The sequence below is a fragment of the Streptomyces sp. NPDC007157 genome, from assembly GCF_040634235.1.
In the GTDB taxonomy this organism is placed as follows: Bacteria; Actinomycetota; Actinomycetes; order Streptomycetales; family Streptomycetaceae; genus Streptomyces.
Window position 1 is genome coordinate 49689 of the sequence record NZ_JBEYFE010000003.1, and the last position, 18002, is coordinate 67690.

Annotated in this window: 13 protein-coding genes; 2 read left to right on the top strand and 11 right to left on the bottom strand. The window is 72.5% G+C overall.

Annotated features, from left to right (window positions below):
* Nucleotides 1-68: 68 nt before the first annotated feature.
* Complete coding sequence (locus ABZ642_RS05885) at nt 69-1187, bottom strand: NAD(P)/FAD-dependent oxidoreductase (RefSeq protein ID WP_360477751.1); 1119 nt, start codon at nt 1185-1187, stop codon at nt 69-71.
* 53 nt (nt 1188-1240) lie between these two features.
* Between ABZ642_RS05885 and ABZ642_RS05890 the strand changes: the two genes are divergently transcribed.
* On the top strand, nt 1241-1933 hold the full coding sequence (locus tag ABZ642_RS05890) for a TetR/AcrR family transcriptional regulator (RefSeq protein WP_360477754.1): 693 nt from the start codon (nt 1241-1243) through the stop codon (nt 1931-1933).
* Between the two features lie 86 nt (nt 1934-2019).
* Here ABZ642_RS05890 and ABZ642_RS05895 read toward each other — a convergent pair whose 3' ends face one another.
* From ABZ642_RS05895 to ABZ642_RS05940, 10 genes are all read right to left on the bottom strand, one after another.
* On the bottom strand, nt 2020-3000 hold the full coding sequence (locus ABZ642_RS05895) for a DUF3566 domain-containing protein (protein ID WP_360477757.1): 981 nt from the start codon (nt 2998-3000) through the stop codon (nt 2020-2022).
* A gap of 304 nt (nt 3001-3304) precedes the next feature.
* Nucleotides 3305-5365 carry a discoidin domain-containing protein gene (locus tag ABZ642_RS05900; RefSeq protein ID WP_360477760.1) on the bottom strand — a complete coding sequence of 687 codons (2061 nt, stop codon included), beginning with the start codon at nt 5363-5365 and terminating at the stop codon, nt 3305-3307.
* A gap of 134 nt (nt 5366-5499) precedes the next feature.
* On the bottom strand, nt 5500-6726 hold the full coding sequence (locus ABZ642_RS05905) for an aminotransferase class V-fold PLP-dependent enzyme (RefSeq protein WP_360477763.1): 1227 nt from the start codon (nt 6724-6726) through the stop codon (nt 5500-5502).
* 241 nt (nt 6727-6967) lie between these two features.
* Nucleotides 6968-8446 carry a glutamate--cysteine ligase gene (locus tag ABZ642_RS05910; RefSeq protein ID WP_360477766.1) on the bottom strand — a complete coding sequence of 493 codons (1479 nt, stop codon included), beginning with the start codon at nt 8444-8446 and terminating at the stop codon, nt 6968-6970.
* A gap of 357 nt (nt 8447-8803) precedes the next feature.
* Nucleotides 8804-9472: a TetR family transcriptional regulator C-terminal domain-containing protein gene (locus ABZ642_RS05915; RefSeq protein WP_360477769.1), complete on the bottom strand. Its 669-nt coding sequence runs from the start codon at nt 9470-9472 to the stop codon at nt 8804-8806.
* A complete protein-coding gene (locus tag ABZ642_RS05920; RefSeq protein WP_360477772.1) occupies nt 9469-11478 on the bottom strand; it encodes a CocE/NonD family hydrolase in 2010 nt (669 codons plus the stop codon). The genes ABZ642_RS05915 and ABZ642_RS05920 overlap by 4 nt, the downstream gene beginning before the upstream one ends.
* Nucleotides 11475-13229 carry an ABC transporter ATP-binding protein gene (locus ABZ642_RS05925; RefSeq protein WP_360477775.1) on the bottom strand — a complete coding sequence of 585 codons (1755 nt, stop codon included), beginning with the start codon at nt 13227-13229 and terminating at the stop codon, nt 11475-11477. The genes ABZ642_RS05920 and ABZ642_RS05925 overlap by 4 nt, the downstream gene beginning before the upstream one ends.
* Nucleotides 13229-14128, bottom strand: coding sequence for an ABC transporter permease (locus tag ABZ642_RS05930; protein WP_360477778.1), 900 nt, complete (start codon nt 14126-14128; stop codon nt 13229-13231). The genes ABZ642_RS05925 and ABZ642_RS05930 overlap by 1 nt, the downstream gene beginning before the upstream one ends.
* Nucleotides 14125-15081, bottom strand: coding sequence for an ABC transporter permease (locus tag ABZ642_RS05935; RefSeq protein ID WP_360477781.1), 957 nt, complete (start codon nt 15079-15081; stop codon nt 14125-14127). Before ABZ642_RS05935 ends, ABZ642_RS05930 begins: the two co-directional genes overlap by 4 nt.
* 2 nt (nt 15082-15083) lie before the next feature.
* Entirely contained in the window at nt 15084-16667 is a 1584-nt protein-coding gene (locus tag ABZ642_RS05940) for an ABC transporter substrate-binding protein (RefSeq protein ID WP_360477784.1), read from the bottom strand.
* Nucleotides 16668-17021: 354 nt separating this feature from the next.
* On the opposite strand from ABZ642_RS05940, the gene ABZ642_RS05945 reads away from it, so the two are divergent.
* Nucleotides 17022-17903, top strand: a complete 882-nt coding sequence (locus ABZ642_RS05945) for a class I SAM-dependent methyltransferase (RefSeq protein ID WP_360477787.1) — start codon at nt 17022-17024, stop codon at nt 17901-17903.
* The last annotated feature ends 99 nt before the right edge of the window (nt 17904-18002 follow it).

The window sequence follows — 18002 nt, forward strand, 5'->3', positions numbered from 1 at the left end:
GGCGGTCCTGAGCAGGGTCCGAGGTGGCAGTGGCGAGCTGTCGGTGCTGCCGCTCTCGCACTTGGCAGTCAGGACGGCTGGACCTGGTCGAAGAGGGCGAGGGCTTCGGCGGGGTCCTCGCTCACAAGGCGTTCCAGACCGGCCGTGGTGATCTTCGCCCATCTGCCGGCCCGTGCCCACATCTTCTCCTCGAAGGCGCGGACGGTCTCGTCCAGATCTCCGGCGCCGGTGCCGATGGACTCGGCGAGTTCGGCGCCTTCCAGCATCGCGAGGTTCGCGCCCGCGCCCAATGGGGGCATCAGATGGGCGGCGTCGCCCAGTAGCGTCACTCCGGAGACGTGGGTCCAGGTGTGGGACACGGGCAGGACGTAGAGGGGGCGGTGGGCGAAAGCGGAGCCGTGGCGGAGGAGTTCGAGGACGGGAGCGGCCCAGCCGTCGAAGAGAGCCAGCAGGCTCGATCGCACGGCCTCGACGTCGGCCAGGTCCAGGTTCGCGTGCCAGTCCAGCGGCGCGCGGAACTGGGCGTACACCTTGACGTGGCCGCCGCTGTTGCGCTGGGCGACGAGCTTTCGGTTCACGCCGTACACAGCCACGGAACCGTCGCCGATCAGACGCGCGAGGTCAGGGTGGCGGGTGTCGACCTCGTCGAGGGAGGTCTCGACCGTGGTGACGCCGGTGTAGTGCGGCGTCACCGACGAGACCGTCGGGCGGACCCGGGACCAGGCGCCGTCCGCGCCGATCACGAGGTCGAACGTCTCCTGTCGCCCGTCCGCGAAGTGGACCAGCACGCCGTCCTGGCCCCCCGGGACCACCTTCGTCACGCCCCGGCCCCACTGAACGTCCAGGGGCCCGAGCAACAGGTCGCGGAGTTGCCTGCGGTCGATCTCGGGATTGGCCCGGTCATCCGGACGGGGCCGCCAGTCGCGCAGGACGGTCCCGTCCGCGTCCAGGATGCGCATGGCCTGCCCCTCGGGGCGGGACAGCGCCTGGAACTCGGCCAGCAGCCCCGCCTTCTCCAGCGCGCGCTGGCCCATCCCTTCGTGCAGGTCCAGCGTGCCGCCCGGGGGGCGGGCGTCAGGGGCGGGATCGCGTTCGAGGAGATCGACAGGGTGGCCATGGCGGTGCAGGACGCGGGCGAAGGTAAGGCCGGCAGGACCGCTCCCGACCACTGCGATGCGATGTCTCATGTCGATACACTGTATTTCTTCAGGCCGACGCATCGCAACGGTACGGTGTACCCATGACTGTGTGGGACCGGCCCGAGCCGCCGACTCGCCCCGTGCCGCTCGACCGGGAGCGGATCGTCGCCGCCGCCATCGCGCTGGCCGACGAGGGCGGGCTGGAGGCGGTGTCGTTGCGTAAGGTCGCCGCCCGCCTGGACTCCGGCCCGATGCGGCTGTACAGGTACATCTCGACCAAGGAAGAGCTCTTCGACCTCATGGTGGACGAGGTCCAGGCCGAGATCCGCGCCGCGGAGCAACCCGGTGACTGGCGGGAGGCGTTGCGTGCCCTCGCCCAGGGCACCAGGCAGGCGGCGCTCCGTCACGAATGGCTGGCCGACCTTCTCGGCGGCCGCCCGACCCTGGGTCCGAACGGCCTCGCCGTGACCGAGGCCAAGCTGGCCGCCCTCGACGGCCTCGCCGACATCGACACCGTCATGCGCGCCGTGGAAACCGTCAGCGCCTACTTCATCGGCGCGATCAGGCGCGAGATCGCGAACCTGCGGGCCGAGCGCGCCACGGGCCTGTCCAAGCACGACTGGCAGCGCGCCTCCGGACCGCATGTGACAAGAATGCTGGCCACGGGCCGCTTCCCGGCGCTGAGCAAGGCCGTGTACGACGGCACGGACGTGGACGCCGAGACATCCTTCGCGACCGGCCTGGACTGGGTCCTCGACGCCGTGGCCGCCAAACTCACCCGGCCGCCGACGTGACGCTCGACTCCCGCCGAATGTGAGCGAGGTCGGGGTCGGGTCCAGGACGCTCGGGACCCGCCGCGCCGCTGATCACACCGTGTGCGTCAATCCCCCTGGCCGGCATCCTGGCTGACCGGGACGGCGTGGTCGCTCGGCGCGGCCGGCTTCCCGCGCCGCCGGGAGGCGTACCTGTCCCGCAGGGAGCCCGCTCTGTCCCAGAGGGAGACATACCAGGCCGGCAGGCGCCGCACCGCCCCGATGAGCCAGGCCGGGGTGTGCGCCCGGAGGTAGCGGCGGGCGCGGAGACTGGCCCGGTCCACGGCCAACTGGGCGTTGGCGCCCGCCTCGGTGGGGCCGAGGTCGTCGGTGAGGGAGATCTCGAGGCCGCCGTTGTACGGAGCGGTCAGGTTGTACAGGAAGGTGGTCAGGGCCGCCAGGCACGAGCCCAGGACGACCTCGAGGATGATGACGCTGAAGGTGATGGTCAGGAACGTGCTCAGCCGGGGCAGCGCGTCCGGCGCGAGGATCGCGGCCAGGCCCCACGCGGCGACCGAGGCGACGACGGTGAGGATGCCGAGACCGCCGAGGAGCAGGAAGCTCATCACTGTCACGGACCAGGGTTCCGCCTCCGCTATGCGCATGCGCATCGTCCGTGGCCGAGGCGCAGGACCCCGTGCGGGGCGTCGCGGGAGCGTGTCGCGCAGGGTCGGCGAGGTCAGGCGGTCTGCCGCGTCGGGCAGGGACATGTCGGGCAGAGGCCCGTCGGGCAGGGGGCCGAGTGCGGGGGCGGGCTGTGGCGCGGGCTCGTCCGCGGCGGGGCGGTCGGGCGCCGGCTCGTCCTGAGCGACGGTTGTCGTCGCGGATTCGCCGTGATCGGGGGCGCTTTCGTGCTCCGCCGGCGGTACTCGGCCCTCGTGGAGTTCCGCGAGTATGGGGGCGGCTCCTTCATCGGTGTCCCTGCCGTGTGCCGCGGTTTCCGACCCCTCGGCGGACTCGGTCCGCGTCGTGGTGTGGACGGTGTCGTTGAGCCTGGGCGTGGCCCGCTTGCGCGAGGTGTTACGGGTCCTGCGCTTGGCGCGACTCATGCGTGTCTCCCTGAGTGGCCTGGCAGTCTCGCCGGGGCTCTGCCCGCGTCGAACGGGCCTCCGTCGACCGCCCGGCGGCCGGTGGGGGCCTGCTGGTCGTTGCCTTCGACGGTATGGGCTCCTGCATGATCTTGCATTCCTGGCGACGCACCCGGGGGGGCCGACGGCCGGGTCGGCGCCGGCCGTCATGACGGTGTCCGCCTGGCAGCCGTGGCTTCGGACTCGGCGCGGAGGGTGGCGATCGACGCGGGTCCCCGGCCGCGCGGGGAGGGCGAGGTCGAGGACCGGGTCGGCGGCCCTCGCCTCAGGCGCTGTGGACCCCGACCTCGTACAGCGAGTATCCCCAGTCGGTGCCGCGGGCTAGGCCGTGGACACGGACGTAGCGGGCCGGAGTCCCGGTGAACCGGGCCGTGTCCAGGCCGCCGTCGCCCGAGGTCGTGGACCAGGCGGTCCGCCAGTTCGTGCCGTCGGTGGAGAGCTCGATGCGGTACGACCTGCCGTAGGCGCGCTCCCAGTCCAGCGTCACCCGGGACACCAGGTGGGTGGAGCCCAGGTCGACCTGCCACCACTGGTCGTCGCTCCAGTCGCTGGCCCAGCGCGTGGCGTCGTCGCCGTCGGCGGCACGGCCCGGCTGGTAGCTGGTGAACGGGTTCCACTCGGACGAACCGGCGCTCGCCGGCCGCCCCTCGGCGAGGTTCACCGAGGCCTGGTGCTGTTCCGTGGCTCTCCAGGTGCCGAGGTAGGACTCGGCGCCCCGGAACAGGTCGTCGACCACGTCCTGGCCGCCGACCTGCCGGATGTCCTCGATCCAGTCGGGGATCATGCCGACGTGGGCCGCGCCGTCGGTGTTGATGTCGAAGGTGCGCTCACCGGAGGTCTGCCGGTCGATGACGGAGCCCCCGTCGACGCTTCTGAAGGGGTACGTCACCTTGTTCGCGGCGTCCGCGCCGCGTGGGGCGGGGTGGTCGCCGATGCCGTTGAAGTCCGTACCGAAGCCGTAGCCCACGCCGTACTTGTCGCGCAGCGCCTTGGTCCGCGCCGCTTCCGCGACGAACCCCTCGGAGCCGTGCATGTACTGGGCGACGAAGCCGCCGAGGGAGTAGACGCGCTCGGTCCAGTTCAGGTCCATCCAGCTGTGCGAGGAGATCACGCCGGGGTAGGACTCGGACTCCAGGATGTCCAGCGCCTGGCCGACGGCCTTGACGCCCATGTGGTCGATCTCCAGCATCATCTTGCGTTTCATCATGCCGCGCACGGCGTACTCGCCGAGTTCGGTGAGGCCGCGTCTGTTGCACTGGGCGTCCGCGTCGTACGCCGGGACGGTCTCGCCCGCCGGCAGGTCCGACTCCGCCTGCGACGAGGCGTTGCCGATGGGGTTGTCGTGCTGTGGGCCGGTGCACTTCTCGGTCTGCCAGAAGGTGCCGGTCGACAGGAACTGCCCGACGTTGATGGCCGTTCCGAGGCCGCCCGAGTCGAAGCGGACGCCGCACAGCGCGTTGTCGAACTTGTGGCACAGGAACATGGAGCGCACACCGAGCGCGTACAGCTCGTCCAGCCCCTTGTCGATGTCCGCCTTGCCGCACTGCGGGATGTCGAGGATCTGCTTGCAGCCGAAGGGCTCGGAGGTCTCCACGCCCAGGACGACGGCCAGTTTGCCCTGTTCGACGACCGCACGCGCCTGCGCGCTGTCGGTGACGATGCGGAACCAGCCCTTACCGGTGCCGCCGTACATCTTGTCGATGTACGCCTGGAGGTCGTACGTCATCTTCGCCTGCAGCCGGATCGACGTCATCTCGTCGCAACCGCGGTCCTTGAAGGGGTAGATCGAGCAGATCATGCCGTTGGTGACCAGGTCGTTGACGAGCACCCGCTGTCCGCCGCGCCAGGCCCGCTCCACCCAGGCGTAGTAGTCGGCCTGATGGGTCATCGAGTCGTACGCCGGCCAGTCCTTGAACGTCGGCCAGCCGACCGGGTCGTGCTTGCCGTCGCCGCCGTGGGTGATGTAGTCGAAGAGCGCGAGCGAGCCGTCGGGGTAGTGCTCGGGGCAGTCCTTCAGGGCGTCGGCGACTCCGGCCTCGGAGAAGACCTTGCCGCAGATCAGCCTGCCACCGAAGGCCTCGTTGCCGAACAGGTGGTTGTGCGCGTCGACGAACCCGCGCACCTCGCCGGTGGAGGTGGTGCCGGTGAAGGGTTCGCCGGTGACGTCGATCCCGACGTCCGGGGCGGGTCGTGCGGTCGGGGTCCACCAGTCGTTGCCGGCCGCCGAACTCGGGGTGGGCCCGAGGACCACGGCCAGCACCAGGAGCAGCAACGACAGCACAGTGACGTTCCTGCGTCTGCGGTACGAGCGTCGAGTCTGCGTCACTGCCCACGTCCCTCGGTCGGCGGGAAGGCGCGGTTGATGAACCCTTGAGCTTGTCATGACCCGCGCAATACCTCGGACGAGGATGGGGCCGCGGGTCTACCGAGTCAAGGGCCGGGGACGCTTGACCCGCTGGCTCAACAGTGCGGCTCCCGGGCCCAGTTGCCGAGTACGGGCACACACTTGTCGGCGAAGTACTCGTAGTCGGCCGGGGTGTTGTAGACGTGGGCGGAGACACGCAGGTAGCCGATGCCGCCGAAACTGGTGAAGGCCGCCTCGACGTCGAGTTCGCGGGCCACTCGGTCGCGCAGCGCGTCGGCATCGATCCGGCTGCGCCCGAGGCCGTCGGGCAGCCGCACCAGACGCATGCCCGGCACGGGCATCCCGACGTCGGCCCGGCTGTCGTCACCGGTGAGCCGGGCGAACGCGGCGCCGACGACGTGGGCGGCGTAGTCCGCAAGCCCGTCCATGTACCGCCGAGCGGCGGACCAGCCCCAGGCGCGCTCGACGAAGTCGAGGGAGGTGGGCGCGGCGAGGTAGGAGGTGGCGTCGAGCGTGCCCTGCTGGTCGAAGCGGTCGGGGTACGGATCCTCGGCGCCCCACGAGTCGATCAGCGGGTGAAGCAGGTCCCGCAGGGGCCCGCGGGCGACCAGGGCCGCGGTGCCACGCGGGGCACAGCCCCATTTGTGGAGGTTGCCGGTCCAGAAGTCGTACGTCGCGCCGTCGAGCGGTGCGACGAGCAGACCGGGCGCGTGGGCGCCGTCCACGAGCATCGGTACGCCCTGCCGGCGTGCCTCCGCGCCGATCCGCTCCACCGGCAGCCGCCGGGCGGTCGCCGAGGTGATCTGGTCGACCACGACCAGGTCGGTGGCCGCCCCGATCTCGGCGGCCACGGCCTCGTACGCCTCGTCCTCGTCCGCGCCGAGCGGTACCCGCGCCGTGCGCACCCGGCCGCCCCAGCGGCGGGCCAGCCGTTCCGCTCCCATGGTGACGGCCCCGTAGCCGTGGTCGGTGACGACGATCTCCCCGCCACGGCGGCGGGCGAGGGCGTTGTAGACCACGCTGGCGCCGGCGCTGGCGTTCGGCACCAGGGCGAGGTCACCGGCGTCGACGCGCAGGAATTCGGCGAGCTCGACGCGGGTGGCGGCGAGCCGTCCCGGCAGCTCCGGGAACCACACCACGGGCGCGCGCTCCATCTCGGCGCGCAGCTGCGCCTGCCGCTCCTGCGCCACCAGCGGAACGGCGCCGAAGGAGCCGTGGTTCAGGTGTGTCAGCGCCGGGTCCAGCGACCACGCGTCGGCGGCGGGCCGGCCGTCGGCCAGCAGCAGCGGGTGCGGCGCGACGGCCACCTCGGTCTCACTCACGTCAGGAAGCCTCCGGGAACACAGCGGTCACCCGGCATCCTGACACGACGCCGATCGTTCCCCCGAGGCCGGGTCGACGGCAGGGGCCGGCCGCCGGAACATGCGACCGTGCCCACCCTCGCCGCCGACCGGGCCGAGCCTTTGCCGGGAGAGGAATCCGCGGCACCTGCCCCGAACCCGGCCGCGATCGAAACCCGGAGTGCGGGGAACTGCGGGCCGCCTTCTCAGCCCGTTGCGGCGCTCACTCCACGGGCCACGTGTGTGCCGCCGCGTTCAGGTGCATGTAGTCCATGTACGTGGTGGTCATCCGCCGCAGCGCCTCCCGGCGGTCACAGGTGCCGGTCCGCTCCAGGTGGTGGACCGTCTCCGCCTGCCACAGGGCGCCGTTGCGGGCGTTCACGCAGCGCTGCTCGATGATGCCCAGCATGGGCTCGCGCCAGGAGGCGTCCAGGCCGGCCAGCTCCAGACCCCGGTGCGCCAGCGGCAGCAGGCGTCTCAGCACCAGTTCGGTCACCGGTACCTCGCCCACCCCCGGCCAGTACAGCCGGGCGTCGATGCCCTCACGGGCCGCCGCGTGCAGGTTCTCCTCGGCGACCGCGAAGGACATCCGGGACCACACCGGACGGTCCTCGTCCACGAGGGCGCGTGTCATGCCGTAGTAGAAGGCGCCGTTGGCGATGGTGTCGGCCACGGTGGGGCCGGCGGGCAGGACGCGGTTCTCGATGCGCAGGTGCGGCCCGCTCTCGGTGACGGCGTAGACGGGGCGGTTCCAGCGGTAGATCGTGCCGTTGTGCAACGTGAGTTCCCCGAGCTGCGGCACACCGTCGGCGTCGAGGACCTGCCGCGGGTCCTCGTCGTCGCACAGGGGCAGGAGCGCCGGGAAGTAGCGCACGTTCTCCTCGAACAGGTCGAAGACGCTGGTGATCCAGCGCTCTCCGAACCACACCCGCGGCCGTACCCCCTGAGCCTTGATCTCCTCGGGACGGGTGTCGGTGGCCTGCTCGAACAGGGGGATTCGGGTCTCGCGCCACAGTTCCCTGCCGAAGAGGAAGGGCGAGTTGGCGGCGAGGGCGATCTGCACGCCCGCGATCGCCTGGGCCGCGTTCCAGTAGTCGGCGAAGTCCTTGGGGGCCACCTGCAGATGGAACTGGGTACTGGTGCAGGCGGCCTCGGGGGTGATGGCGTCGGCGTACATCGAAAGGCGGTCCACGCCCTCCAGCCGGATCCGCAGGTCCTCGCCGCGCGCCGCGAAGATCTGCTCGTTCAGCAGCCGGTAGCGCGGGTCGCCGGACAGGGATTTCTCGCCCACGTCCGGCTCCCCCAGCGTCGGCAGGATCCCGATCATGATCAGGTGGGCGCCCACCGTCGCGGCGCGGTCCTCGGCGTGGTTGAGGGCGTCGCGGATCGTCTGCTCCCAGGCGCCGGGGCCGCCGGAGGTCAGCTCCCGGGGCGGGATGTCGATCTCCAGGTTGAAGCGGCCGAGCTCGCTCGACCAGGCGGGGTCGGCGATCGCCCGCAGCACCTCGGTGTTCCGCATCGCCGGCAGTCCGTCGTCGTCCACCAGGTTGAGCTCGATCTCCATGCCGACCTGGGGGCGCTCGCTCTCGAAGCCCGACCCGCGCAGCATCTGCGCCAGTACGTCGAGGTTGGTGTGCATCTTCTCGCGGTACCGGCGCCGGTCCTCCCGTGTGAACACCCGGGCCGGCACATCACGTCCCATCGGGCCCTCCCGGGTCCCCTCGGCGGATGTCTGCCGTCCCAGCGTCGCACCTCCCGGGCGTACCGGACACTCGCCGAGCCGCCGGCTCACGGGGTGCGCCCGGCGTGGATGCGCAGAGTGACCGGCCGAACCTCGCCGGATTGAACTTCGTGGGTCGGGGTGCCACGGAGTCACGGGTACGGGCGCGGCTGGGGCAGTGGCCGCCGAGGAAGGTCCCCTCGCCGGTGGAGGGGGCGTCCCCGCTCCCACCGGCCGCACCCGGACACCGTCCGCCCGGTCTCGCACCGGCGTCCGTTGCACGGCGCGCCTGCCGTCCGCGCCCCTCCTCGACAGGCTCCGGCCACCCGGCCGTCCGCGTCAGTCGCGGTCCGGGCGGACGGCGAGTTCGGTCTCCACCAGCCGGTTCAGGTGCCGGCGGGCGTCCTGGGTGCTGAGCGGCGGCGTCTGGCGCAGCCGCTGGAGGGCGAGGCCGTCGGCGAGGGCGGCGAAGCGGACGGTGAACCCGTCGAGGTCGTCGGCGGCGAACTCCCCGTCCGCGACGCCCCGTTCGACCAGGGCACGGATCTGCAGGTGCCACGCTTCGTAGCGCTGGGCCTGGCCGCGGGTGAACGTCTCGTCGGTGTCCGGGTCGCCGGCGTTCCAGTAGTCGAACCACATTCGCCAGTGCCGGTCGGTGTCCTCGGTGAAGAGGGCGTCGACGAGGAGCCGTAGCGCCTCGGCACCGCTGTCCGCCTGCTCGGCGGCCTCGCTGAGCGCCGCGTAGTAGCGCTCGATGTGCAGGACCATGGCCTCGGACAGGATCTCCTGGACGCTGCCGAAGTGATAGGTGACCGTCCCGACGGAGACCCCGGCGGCGGCCGCCACGTCCCGGACGCCCACCGAGGCGTAGCCGCGCTCCGCGATCAGCGGGACGGCCGCCTCGACGATCAGCCGGCGGCGGACCTCGGTGGGCTGGCGGGTGCGGTCGGCGGCGGCGACGGCACGGCGCGGGGTCTTCGCGGCGCGCTGCGGCTTGGCGGCGGTCATCCCGACGTCCTCGCGCTGGTGTGGTGCCAGGAGCGCTTGGCCACTGTCTCTCCGTTCGCCCGTGCCTCGATACGGCTGTCCATGACGAAGTCCGCGGCCGTGGCCCGCAGCTCCGTACGCGTCATGATCTCAGCGTCGTAGTCGTCACCGCGCCGCAGCCGGATCCGCCACTGGGACACGGCACTCGCGGAGAGCGGGTCGGCGGCGCGGATACGGTACGTCTCGCGTGCGCTCTCCTCGTAGCGGAGCCCGTCGGGATACGTCCGTGATCCGCCGTAGTTGGGGTCGACCTCCAGGGTCCACTCCCCGGCCGCCACGTCGTGCGTGACGAGCCGTTCGGGCCGCGGCTCGGCGGGCCGGTCGTAGGTGACCGGCAGCGCCGGCGCCTGTTCCGGCTCCTCGAAGACGATCGGCGGTTCCTCGGCGGCCGCCCGCACGGGCAGGTGTACGGCGCTGTCGGCGGGGACGACCCGCAGCTCGCCGCGCTCACCGTGCGGCCACACCCACGGCCAGTACGCGTCGGAGACGGCGACCCGGACCCGGTGGCCGGGCGGGAAGGCGTAGCCGATACCGGTGAGTTCGACCTCGACGTCCTCGTAGGTCCCCGGGGTCCACTCGACCGCCTTGTCGCGGCCGTGCCTGCTCAGCAGGTTGAGCACCCCGCGGGTGACCAGGGTCGAGGAGCCGTCGGGAGCCACGTCGCACAGCCGGACGATGACGTGGGCGCGTGGGGTGGCACTGTCCAGGCGCAGCCCGACGCGCGGCCGGCCGAGGATCTCGACGCGCTCGGCGAGGGGTTCGGAGTCGAAGCACACCGAACGGCCGTCCTCCTCGCGCTGGTCGGGCGGCAGGTCGCTCGCGTTGCCGAAGGGGAAGAACCGGCCGGCGTCCAGGCCGGTGTGGACTGGGGAACGGACCAGGACCGGGGTACGGGAGTCGGGAGCGAGGGCGCGCTCGCTCCATGTCACCTGCGGGGAGGGCCAGTCGGTCTCACCCACCCAGCGGCCCGGCAGCACGTCGTACGAAGTGGCGGGCGGAACCGGGTCGTTGATCCAGGCGCGCAGCAGCGGTTCGCGCAGTACCCCCGTGTCGGTGTCCTTGAGGTGCTGGTCCCACCAGCGCAGGGTCTCCTGGAGGAAACCGATCGCCGGGCCCGGCGGCAGCCCGCGGTCCGGGTACTGGTGGGACCAGGGGCCGATCAGGCCGCGCACCCGGTCGGCCGGGAGGTGCTCGACCAGGCGCAGCACGGTGTCGCGGTAGGGGTCGTGCCAGCCGCCGACCGCGAGGACGGCGGCGTCGATGGCGGTGTAGTCCTCGCAGACGCTGCCGTGCCGCCAGTAGGCGTCACGCTCCTGGTGGTCGAGCCAGGTGTGCAGGAAGGGCTGGAGAGTGTCGAGGCGTTCGCGCCACATGGGCAGCCAGCGGTCGGTGCCGACGCTCGCCGGGTCCGGGGGGCGGGAGGCGAAGGCGAGCATGGTGCCGGCCCAGGCGAGCATGTCGATGCCGAGGACGGCGCCGCCGGTGTAGTGGACGTCGTTGTCGTAGCGGTCGTCGGTGGAGCAGACGGTGACGACCGCCTTGAGCGGCTCGGGGGCGAGAGCCGCTATCTGAAGGGCGTTGAAGCCGCCCCAGGAGATGCCGAACATGCCGACCTTGCCGGTGCACCAGGGCTGCGCAGCAAGCCAGTTGACGACGTCGACGCCGTCCGCGAGTTCCTGGGCGTCGTACTCGTCGCCGGGGGTGCCCTCGCTGTCGCCGTGGCCTCGGATGTCGACCCGTACGGAGGCGTAGCCGTGGCCTGCGTACCAGGGGTGGCGCTGGGCGTCGCGGGGCGCGGTCCAGTCGCTCTTGCGGTACGGGAGGTATTCGAGCAGCGCGGGCACCGGGTCGGACCCGGCGTCCGCGGGCCGCCAGATGCGCGCGTGCAGCCGGGTCGCGCCGTCCCTGGTGGGGATCCAGACGTCCTCGCGGACGACCTGGCGCTCGAACTGGTCGCGGTACTTCACGAAACTCCTTCGGCCACAGGGGCGTTGACGGGCTGCCAGCGGCGGACCCGATGGCCGTCGCCGAGGTCCGTCCAGGTCTCGTCCGGCTCGGCGGCGTCCGCCCAGTCGGGGGCGTCGTCGGTCAGGGGCGGTGCGTCGGGGTCGGGTTCGAGGGCGGCCGCCATCAGCCGGCGGGTGTAGGGGTGGCCGGGCGCGTCGAAGACGGCTTCGGTGGGGCCTTCCTCGACGACGACTCCGTGCCGCAGTACGACGACGCGGTCGGCGATGCCGCGCACCACGGCGAGGTCGTGGCTGATGAACAGGCAGGCCAGGTCGCGTTCGCGGCGCAGGTCGTCGAGGAGGCGCAGCACCTCGGCCTGGACGGAGACGTCCAGGGCGGTGGTGATCTCGTCGGCGATCAGGACGTCCGGTTCTCCGGCCAACGCCCGTGCGATGCCGATGCGCTGGCGCTGTCCGCCGGAGAGCTGGGCGGGCAGCCGGTCGGCCAGGGCCGGGTCGAGGCGTACGTCGGCGATGAGCCGGCAGGCCTGTTCGGCGGTCTCGGTGCGGCCGGTCGCGGTGCCGAAGAGGCGCAGCGGGCGGCGCACGGCGTCGCCGACGGAGCGGCGGGGGTTGAGGGAGGTGTCCGCGTTCTGGAAGACCAGCTGCACCCGGCGTCGCAGCGACAGCGGCCGCTGGGGCGCGGGGCGGGCCAGGTCCCCGGCCTCGTGGGTCATGGTGCCGCCGGAGGGGGTGCGCAGGCCCGCCAGGGTCCAGGCCAGGGTGGACTTGCCGCTGCCCGACTCGCCGACGAGGGCGAGGACTTCGCCGCGGCGGACGTCGAAGGAGACCCCGTGCACGGCGCGGGTGCTGCCGTAGTCGATGGTGACGTCGCTCGCGGCGACCGCGACCGGTGAGCCGTCCGGGACCGCGGACTTGGCGCGGACCGTCCGTTCCCCCGCCTCGTCCACGACCGCGAGACCGGCGTCGTCCAGCCGCGGCACGCTCGCCAGCAGCCGCTTCGTGTACGGGTCCTGGGGCGCGGCGAACAGCCGCCGGGTGGCCGCCGACTCCACCACCCGGCCGGTGTTGAGGACGCACACGTCGTCGGCCAGGTGGGCGACGACGCCGAGGTCGTGGCTCACCAGGACGGCGGCCAGGCCGAGTTCGTCGCGAAGGGCGGCGATCAGCTCCAGGACGCTGCGCTGGGTGATGACGTCCAGGCCGGTGGTCGGCTCGTCGAGGACCAGGACCTTGGGGCGGGCGGCGACGGCCATGGCGATGGCGACGCGCTGCTGCTGGCCGCCGGACAGTTCGTGCGGGTAGCGGCGGGCGAGTTCGGCGGGGCGGGGCAGCCGGACCTGTTCGAGCAGGTCGACGACCGGTATGTGGCCACCGGCCTCCTCGATCTGCCGCCCGATCCGCATGGTCGGGGTCAGCGCCTGCCCGGCGTTCTGGGCGACCATGGCGACGGTCCCGCCGCGCAGCCGCCGCAACCGCGGTGCGGGCAGCGCGAACACGTCCTGTCCGTCGACGTGGACGCTGCCGCCGGTGATCCGGGAGCCGTGCCGCAGATGGCCGAGGAGGGTGGCGGCGACCGTGGACTTGCCGCTGCCGGACTCGCCGACGAGGGCGAGTGTCCGGCCCGGCGCCACCTCGAGGGACACCTCGTGCACGACCGGGACGTCGCGGCCGCCCGAACGGTAGGCGACGGAGAGGGAGTCGACGGAGACGACAGAGGTGGTGGGGTCGGTGGAGACGACAGAGGTCATCAGGAACCCTCCCTGATCCGGTCCACGCCCCACGCCTTGGACAGGCCGTCGGCCGCGAGGTTGAGCCCGACCACGAGGGTGGCCAGGGCGATGATCGGTGCGAGGCTCGCCATCGGGACGACGGTGATGGCGGTGCGGTTCTCGGCGACCATCAACCCCCAGTCGGGGGTCGGCGGGTCGGCGCCGAAGCCGAGGAAGGACAGCGAGGAGATCAGCAGCACCACCCAGGAGGCGCGCATCGCGAACTCCACGCAGACCACGTCGGTGATGTTCGGCAGGACCTCGCGGCGCAGGATCGCCCAGGTGCTCTCGCCGCGGGCGCGGGCGGCGGTGACGTAGTCCATCGGGACGACGGCCAGCGCGGCGCCGCGCACCACGCGGACGACCTGGGGGACGTAGACGACGGCGACGGCGAGGACGATCACGGCGGGCCCGGTGCCGAGCGCGGTGACGACGACGAGCAGGGCGAGGATCGACGGCACGGACAGGATCGCGTCGAGGACCCGGCCGAGCAGGTCGTCGAACCAGCCGCCGCGCAGGGCGGCCGCGCAGCCGATCACCGTGCCGAGGGCGACGGTGATCAGGGTGGCGGCGACGGAGACGCCGAGCGCGTACCGGCCGCCGAACAGCACCCGGGCGAAGACGTCCCGGCCGTACTGGTCGGTGCCCGCCCAGTGCGCCCAGCTGGGGCCGAGCAGGGCGTGCGAGGCGTCGTTGGCGATCGGGTCGTAGGAGGTGAGGAGCGGGGCGAGCAGCGCGACCAGGATGTGCACGGCGACGACGGCCAGGCCCACCAGGGCGGTGCGCGAGGAGCGCAGGCTTCGCCAGGCGCGGGCGGCGGCGTGCGGGGCCGCCGGAGCGGTGGCCGGGGCGGCCGGGGTGGTGTCGAGCGCGGTCATCGGGTCCTCCCTCGGGTGCGGAGCCTGGGGTTGAGGGCCATGGCGCCGAGGTCGGCGGCGAGGTTGCAGACGACGTAGATCACGGCGCTGACGAGGGCGATGGCCTGGATGACGGGCAGGTCGCGGTTCTGCACCGAGGAGAGCATCAGCTTTCCGATGCCGGGGTAGTTGAAGACGTTCTCCACGACCGCGACCCCACCGGCGAGCCAGGCGACGTTGAGGGCGATCACGTGCAGGGTGGGCAGCAGCGCGCTGGGCAGGGCGTGCCGGGTGACGACCCGCCAGGTGGACAGGCCCTTGAGCCGGGCGGTGGTGACGTACTCGCCGGCCAGCACGTCGATGACGGAGGTACGGGCCATCCGCACGATGTAGGCGGCCATGACGACGGCGAGCGCGAGCGCGGGCAGCCACACGGCGGGCAGGAGCCGGCCGACGCTCGCCTCGGGGCCGTAGAGGACGACCGCGGGGAACCAGGGCAGCGCGACGGAGAAGCACAGCACCAGCACGGTGGCGACCACGAACTCGGGGACGCTCATGCCGACCAGGCTGACGGTGGAGATGAGGTGGTCGGGCCAGCGGTCCCGGTACAGGCCGGCCAGGACGCCCAGGACGAGAGAGCCGGTCACCGCGAACAGGATCGTGACGAGGGCGATGAGCGCGGAGTTGCCGAGGTACTGGGCGACTTCGCCGCCGACGCCCTTCCCGGAGACGAGCGAGGTACCGAAGTCGCCGTGCAGGGCACCCCCGACCCAGTCGAGGTAGCGCTCCCAGGCGGGCCGGTCCAGGCCCAGCTGGTCGCGGAGGGCGGCCACGGCGTCCGGGGTGGCGTCCTTGCCGAGGATCTGGGTGGCCACGTCGCCGGGCAGCGCCTGGACGGCGAGGAAGACGAGGACCGAGGAGAGAAACAGCGTACCGACGGCCGAGGCCAGCCGGCGCAGGATGAACGACAGCATGCTCAGGCCCCCTTCACGCCGATGTTGAGGTAGTCGAACTCGAAGCCGTGCTCGGCGTAGCCGCGGACCTTGCGGGAGATGCCGACCAGCCGGTCGGCGAACATCGGGGTCATCGCCCCGCCCCGCTCGATCACCAGCCGCTGCGCCTCGCCGTACAGTTCACGGCGCTCGGTGTCGTCGGTCTCGGCGCGGGCCCGGTCCAGGACGGCGTCGAACTCCTTGTCGGACCAGGCGGTCTCGTTGTAGGAGGAGCCGCTGCGGAAGATCTGGGTGAAGAGCTGGTCGACGGGCCGCCCGGTGAACCAGTAGGTCGCCATCAGCGGCTTCTTCATCCAGATCTGCGTGTAGTAGGAGTCCGCGGCGGCCGTCCTGACCCGGACCCGGATGCCGGCGCGCCTGGCGGAGTCCTGGTAGGCGAGGGCCATCGGCGTGAACAGCGGGTCGTAGGAGGAGGTGTAGAGGTCGACGGTCAGGCCGTCGTGCCCGGCCTGCTCGAGGAGGTGGCGGGCCCGCTCGGGGTCGTGCGCGGGGTGCGCGGGGATGTGGGCGGGGTCGGTGGGCGGCACGGGGTTGTCCCAGCCGGCGCTGCCCGCGCCCTGGAGGGCGACCTTCACGACGTGCTCCGGGTCGTAGGCGAGCTTCATCGCCTGCCGGACCCGTACGTCGGTGAAGGGCTTCTCGGTGGTGAGCATCGGCAGCACGTACCACTGCGCGTCCTTCACCCGGGCGATGGTGGCCCGGTCGGAGGCGGCGACCACCCGGGCGGTGGCGAAGTCGAGGTTGGTCTGGGACAGCAGGTCCACCTGGCCGGCGAGCAGGGCGTTGGAGCGGGCGGACATGTCGGCGACCGAGTAGAAGGAGATCGCGTCGAGGACCGGGCGGCCGGCCCAGTGGTCCTTGTTCGCGGTGACCCGGCCGGGACCCGCGGGGGCGAAGGACTCCAGCTTGAAGGGACCGGTGCCGATGCCGGTGCGGCCGATGCCCTTGGCGCTGCCGTCCGGGACGACATAGCAGTTGTAGTGCGTCAGCAGGCTGGGGAACTCGGCGTTCGGGGTCTTCAGCGGGACGACGAGGGTGTGGGCGTCGGGGGTGCGCAGGGTGCCGGGGTCGACGAGCGGGGCGAGAACGGCGGCCTGGGGTGAGGCGGTCGCCTTGGCGAGGATGTGCCGCAGCGTGTACGCGGCGTCGGCGGAGGTGAAGGCGCGTCCGTCGTGGAAGGTGACGCCCTTGCGCAGCCGGAAGGTCCAGGTACGGGCCTTGGTGTCGGACTCCCATGACTCGGCGAGGTCGGGGGCGAGTTCGCCGTCCGCGCCGACGCGGACCAGCCGGTTGTAGAGGGCGCCGAGGTACTCGTACGCCGACAGGGAACTGGCGGGATCGAGGGTCTCGGCGTCGGAGGCCGGGGGGCGCGCGATGCGCAGGGTGCCGCCGGCGTCGGGGGTGCCCTTCAGGGCGGCAGCCGTCAGGTCGGGGGCGGCGGCTGCCCCCGTACAGCCGGTGAGCAGCCAGGACGCGCCGAGCGAGGCCGCGCCGGCCGCGCCCGCGGCGAGCACCGAGCGGCGCCCCGGCAGGTGGATGTCGGACATGTACCGACCGTCTCTCTCGCTATTCGTTCGGCGGAACGATTGAGTGAAGTGCGTGAACGATAACCAGATGACGACTTCCAGCCAACCCTTCGGACGCGGAAATTAACCTGCGAAACGGATCGGTAACGGGCGCGGGTGAGGCGCGGCGTGCGCGGACGACACGGTCACCGCGTGCCCCTGATCCCGCCCGGGCGACCCGATGCGGACGAGGGGCTTCGCGCGGGCCGTCGCCGAGATGCCGCCGGACGACGGGCTCGCAGGCCGCGGAGCGCCACGGTGCCGTACTCGCCCCGCCGGGCGGCGACTTCGCCCTCCGCCGCCCGGGGCGGTGGGAGTCGTGTTGAATACGGCTCCATGAGCGAGAGCGAGCGTGCGGCGAGCCGGACGGCGGTCCTGGTCTGCCAGGGACGGGCGGTGGCGGACGGGAAGATGGCCGTGGGCCGGTTCGCGGATCCGGTGGCGGTACGGCTGCTGCGCGTCGAGGAGCGCGCGCCCGTGGACGAGGTGCGCGCGGGCACGGTGCCGGAGGGCTGGCAGGCGCGCGTCGCGTACGAGGGTGTGCGGGCCTGTGCCGATGTGGTCGTACCGCGGACGGTCGCGATCGACGAGGCGCTGCGCGCCCGTCCGACCGGTCAGCTCGTGATCCTCGGCGCCGGTCTTGACACCCGCGCGTGGCGGCTGCCCGAGCTGGCCCGGACGGATGTGTGGGAGGTCGACCATCCGGCCTCCCAGCAGGACAAGCGCGCCCGCCTCGCCGACATCCCCGAGTTGCCGGCCGCCGCCCGTTCCGCACGGTTCACGCCGGTCGATCTCGCGGTCGATGATCTCGGCGCGGCCCTGGACGCGGCCGGGCACGACCCGTCGGCGCCGACGACATGGCTGTGGGAGGGCGTCGTGCCCTACCTCACGCGCGACGAGGTCCGGGCGACGGTCGCCGCGCTCGCCGCCCGGTCGGCCCCGGACAGCGTGCTCGTCGTCAACTACCAGGCGCCGTCGGCGCGGGCGTCCATGGGCCGGCTGCTGGCACGCGCGCTCGGCAGTTCCATGACCTCGGGCGAGCCGTGGCGCTCACTGTGGCGGCCGCGGCACCTGGCCGCGCTGCTGGCGGAGTACGGCCTGCGGGTGGTGTCGGACGACGATCTCCTCACGCTCGCACACACCTTGGGCAGCCCGGCGCAGCGGCGGTCGTCCCTGCGGTCCGGTCACGTGGCCGTCGCGGAGTACCACCGCGGGTGAGCCCCCCGGTGGCGGGCCGACGGGCCCTGCCGTCGCGCGGAGGACGTCCGACGGCGTTGCGGTTCCGTGGTCGACGGACTCGAACACCGTCGGCCTGCC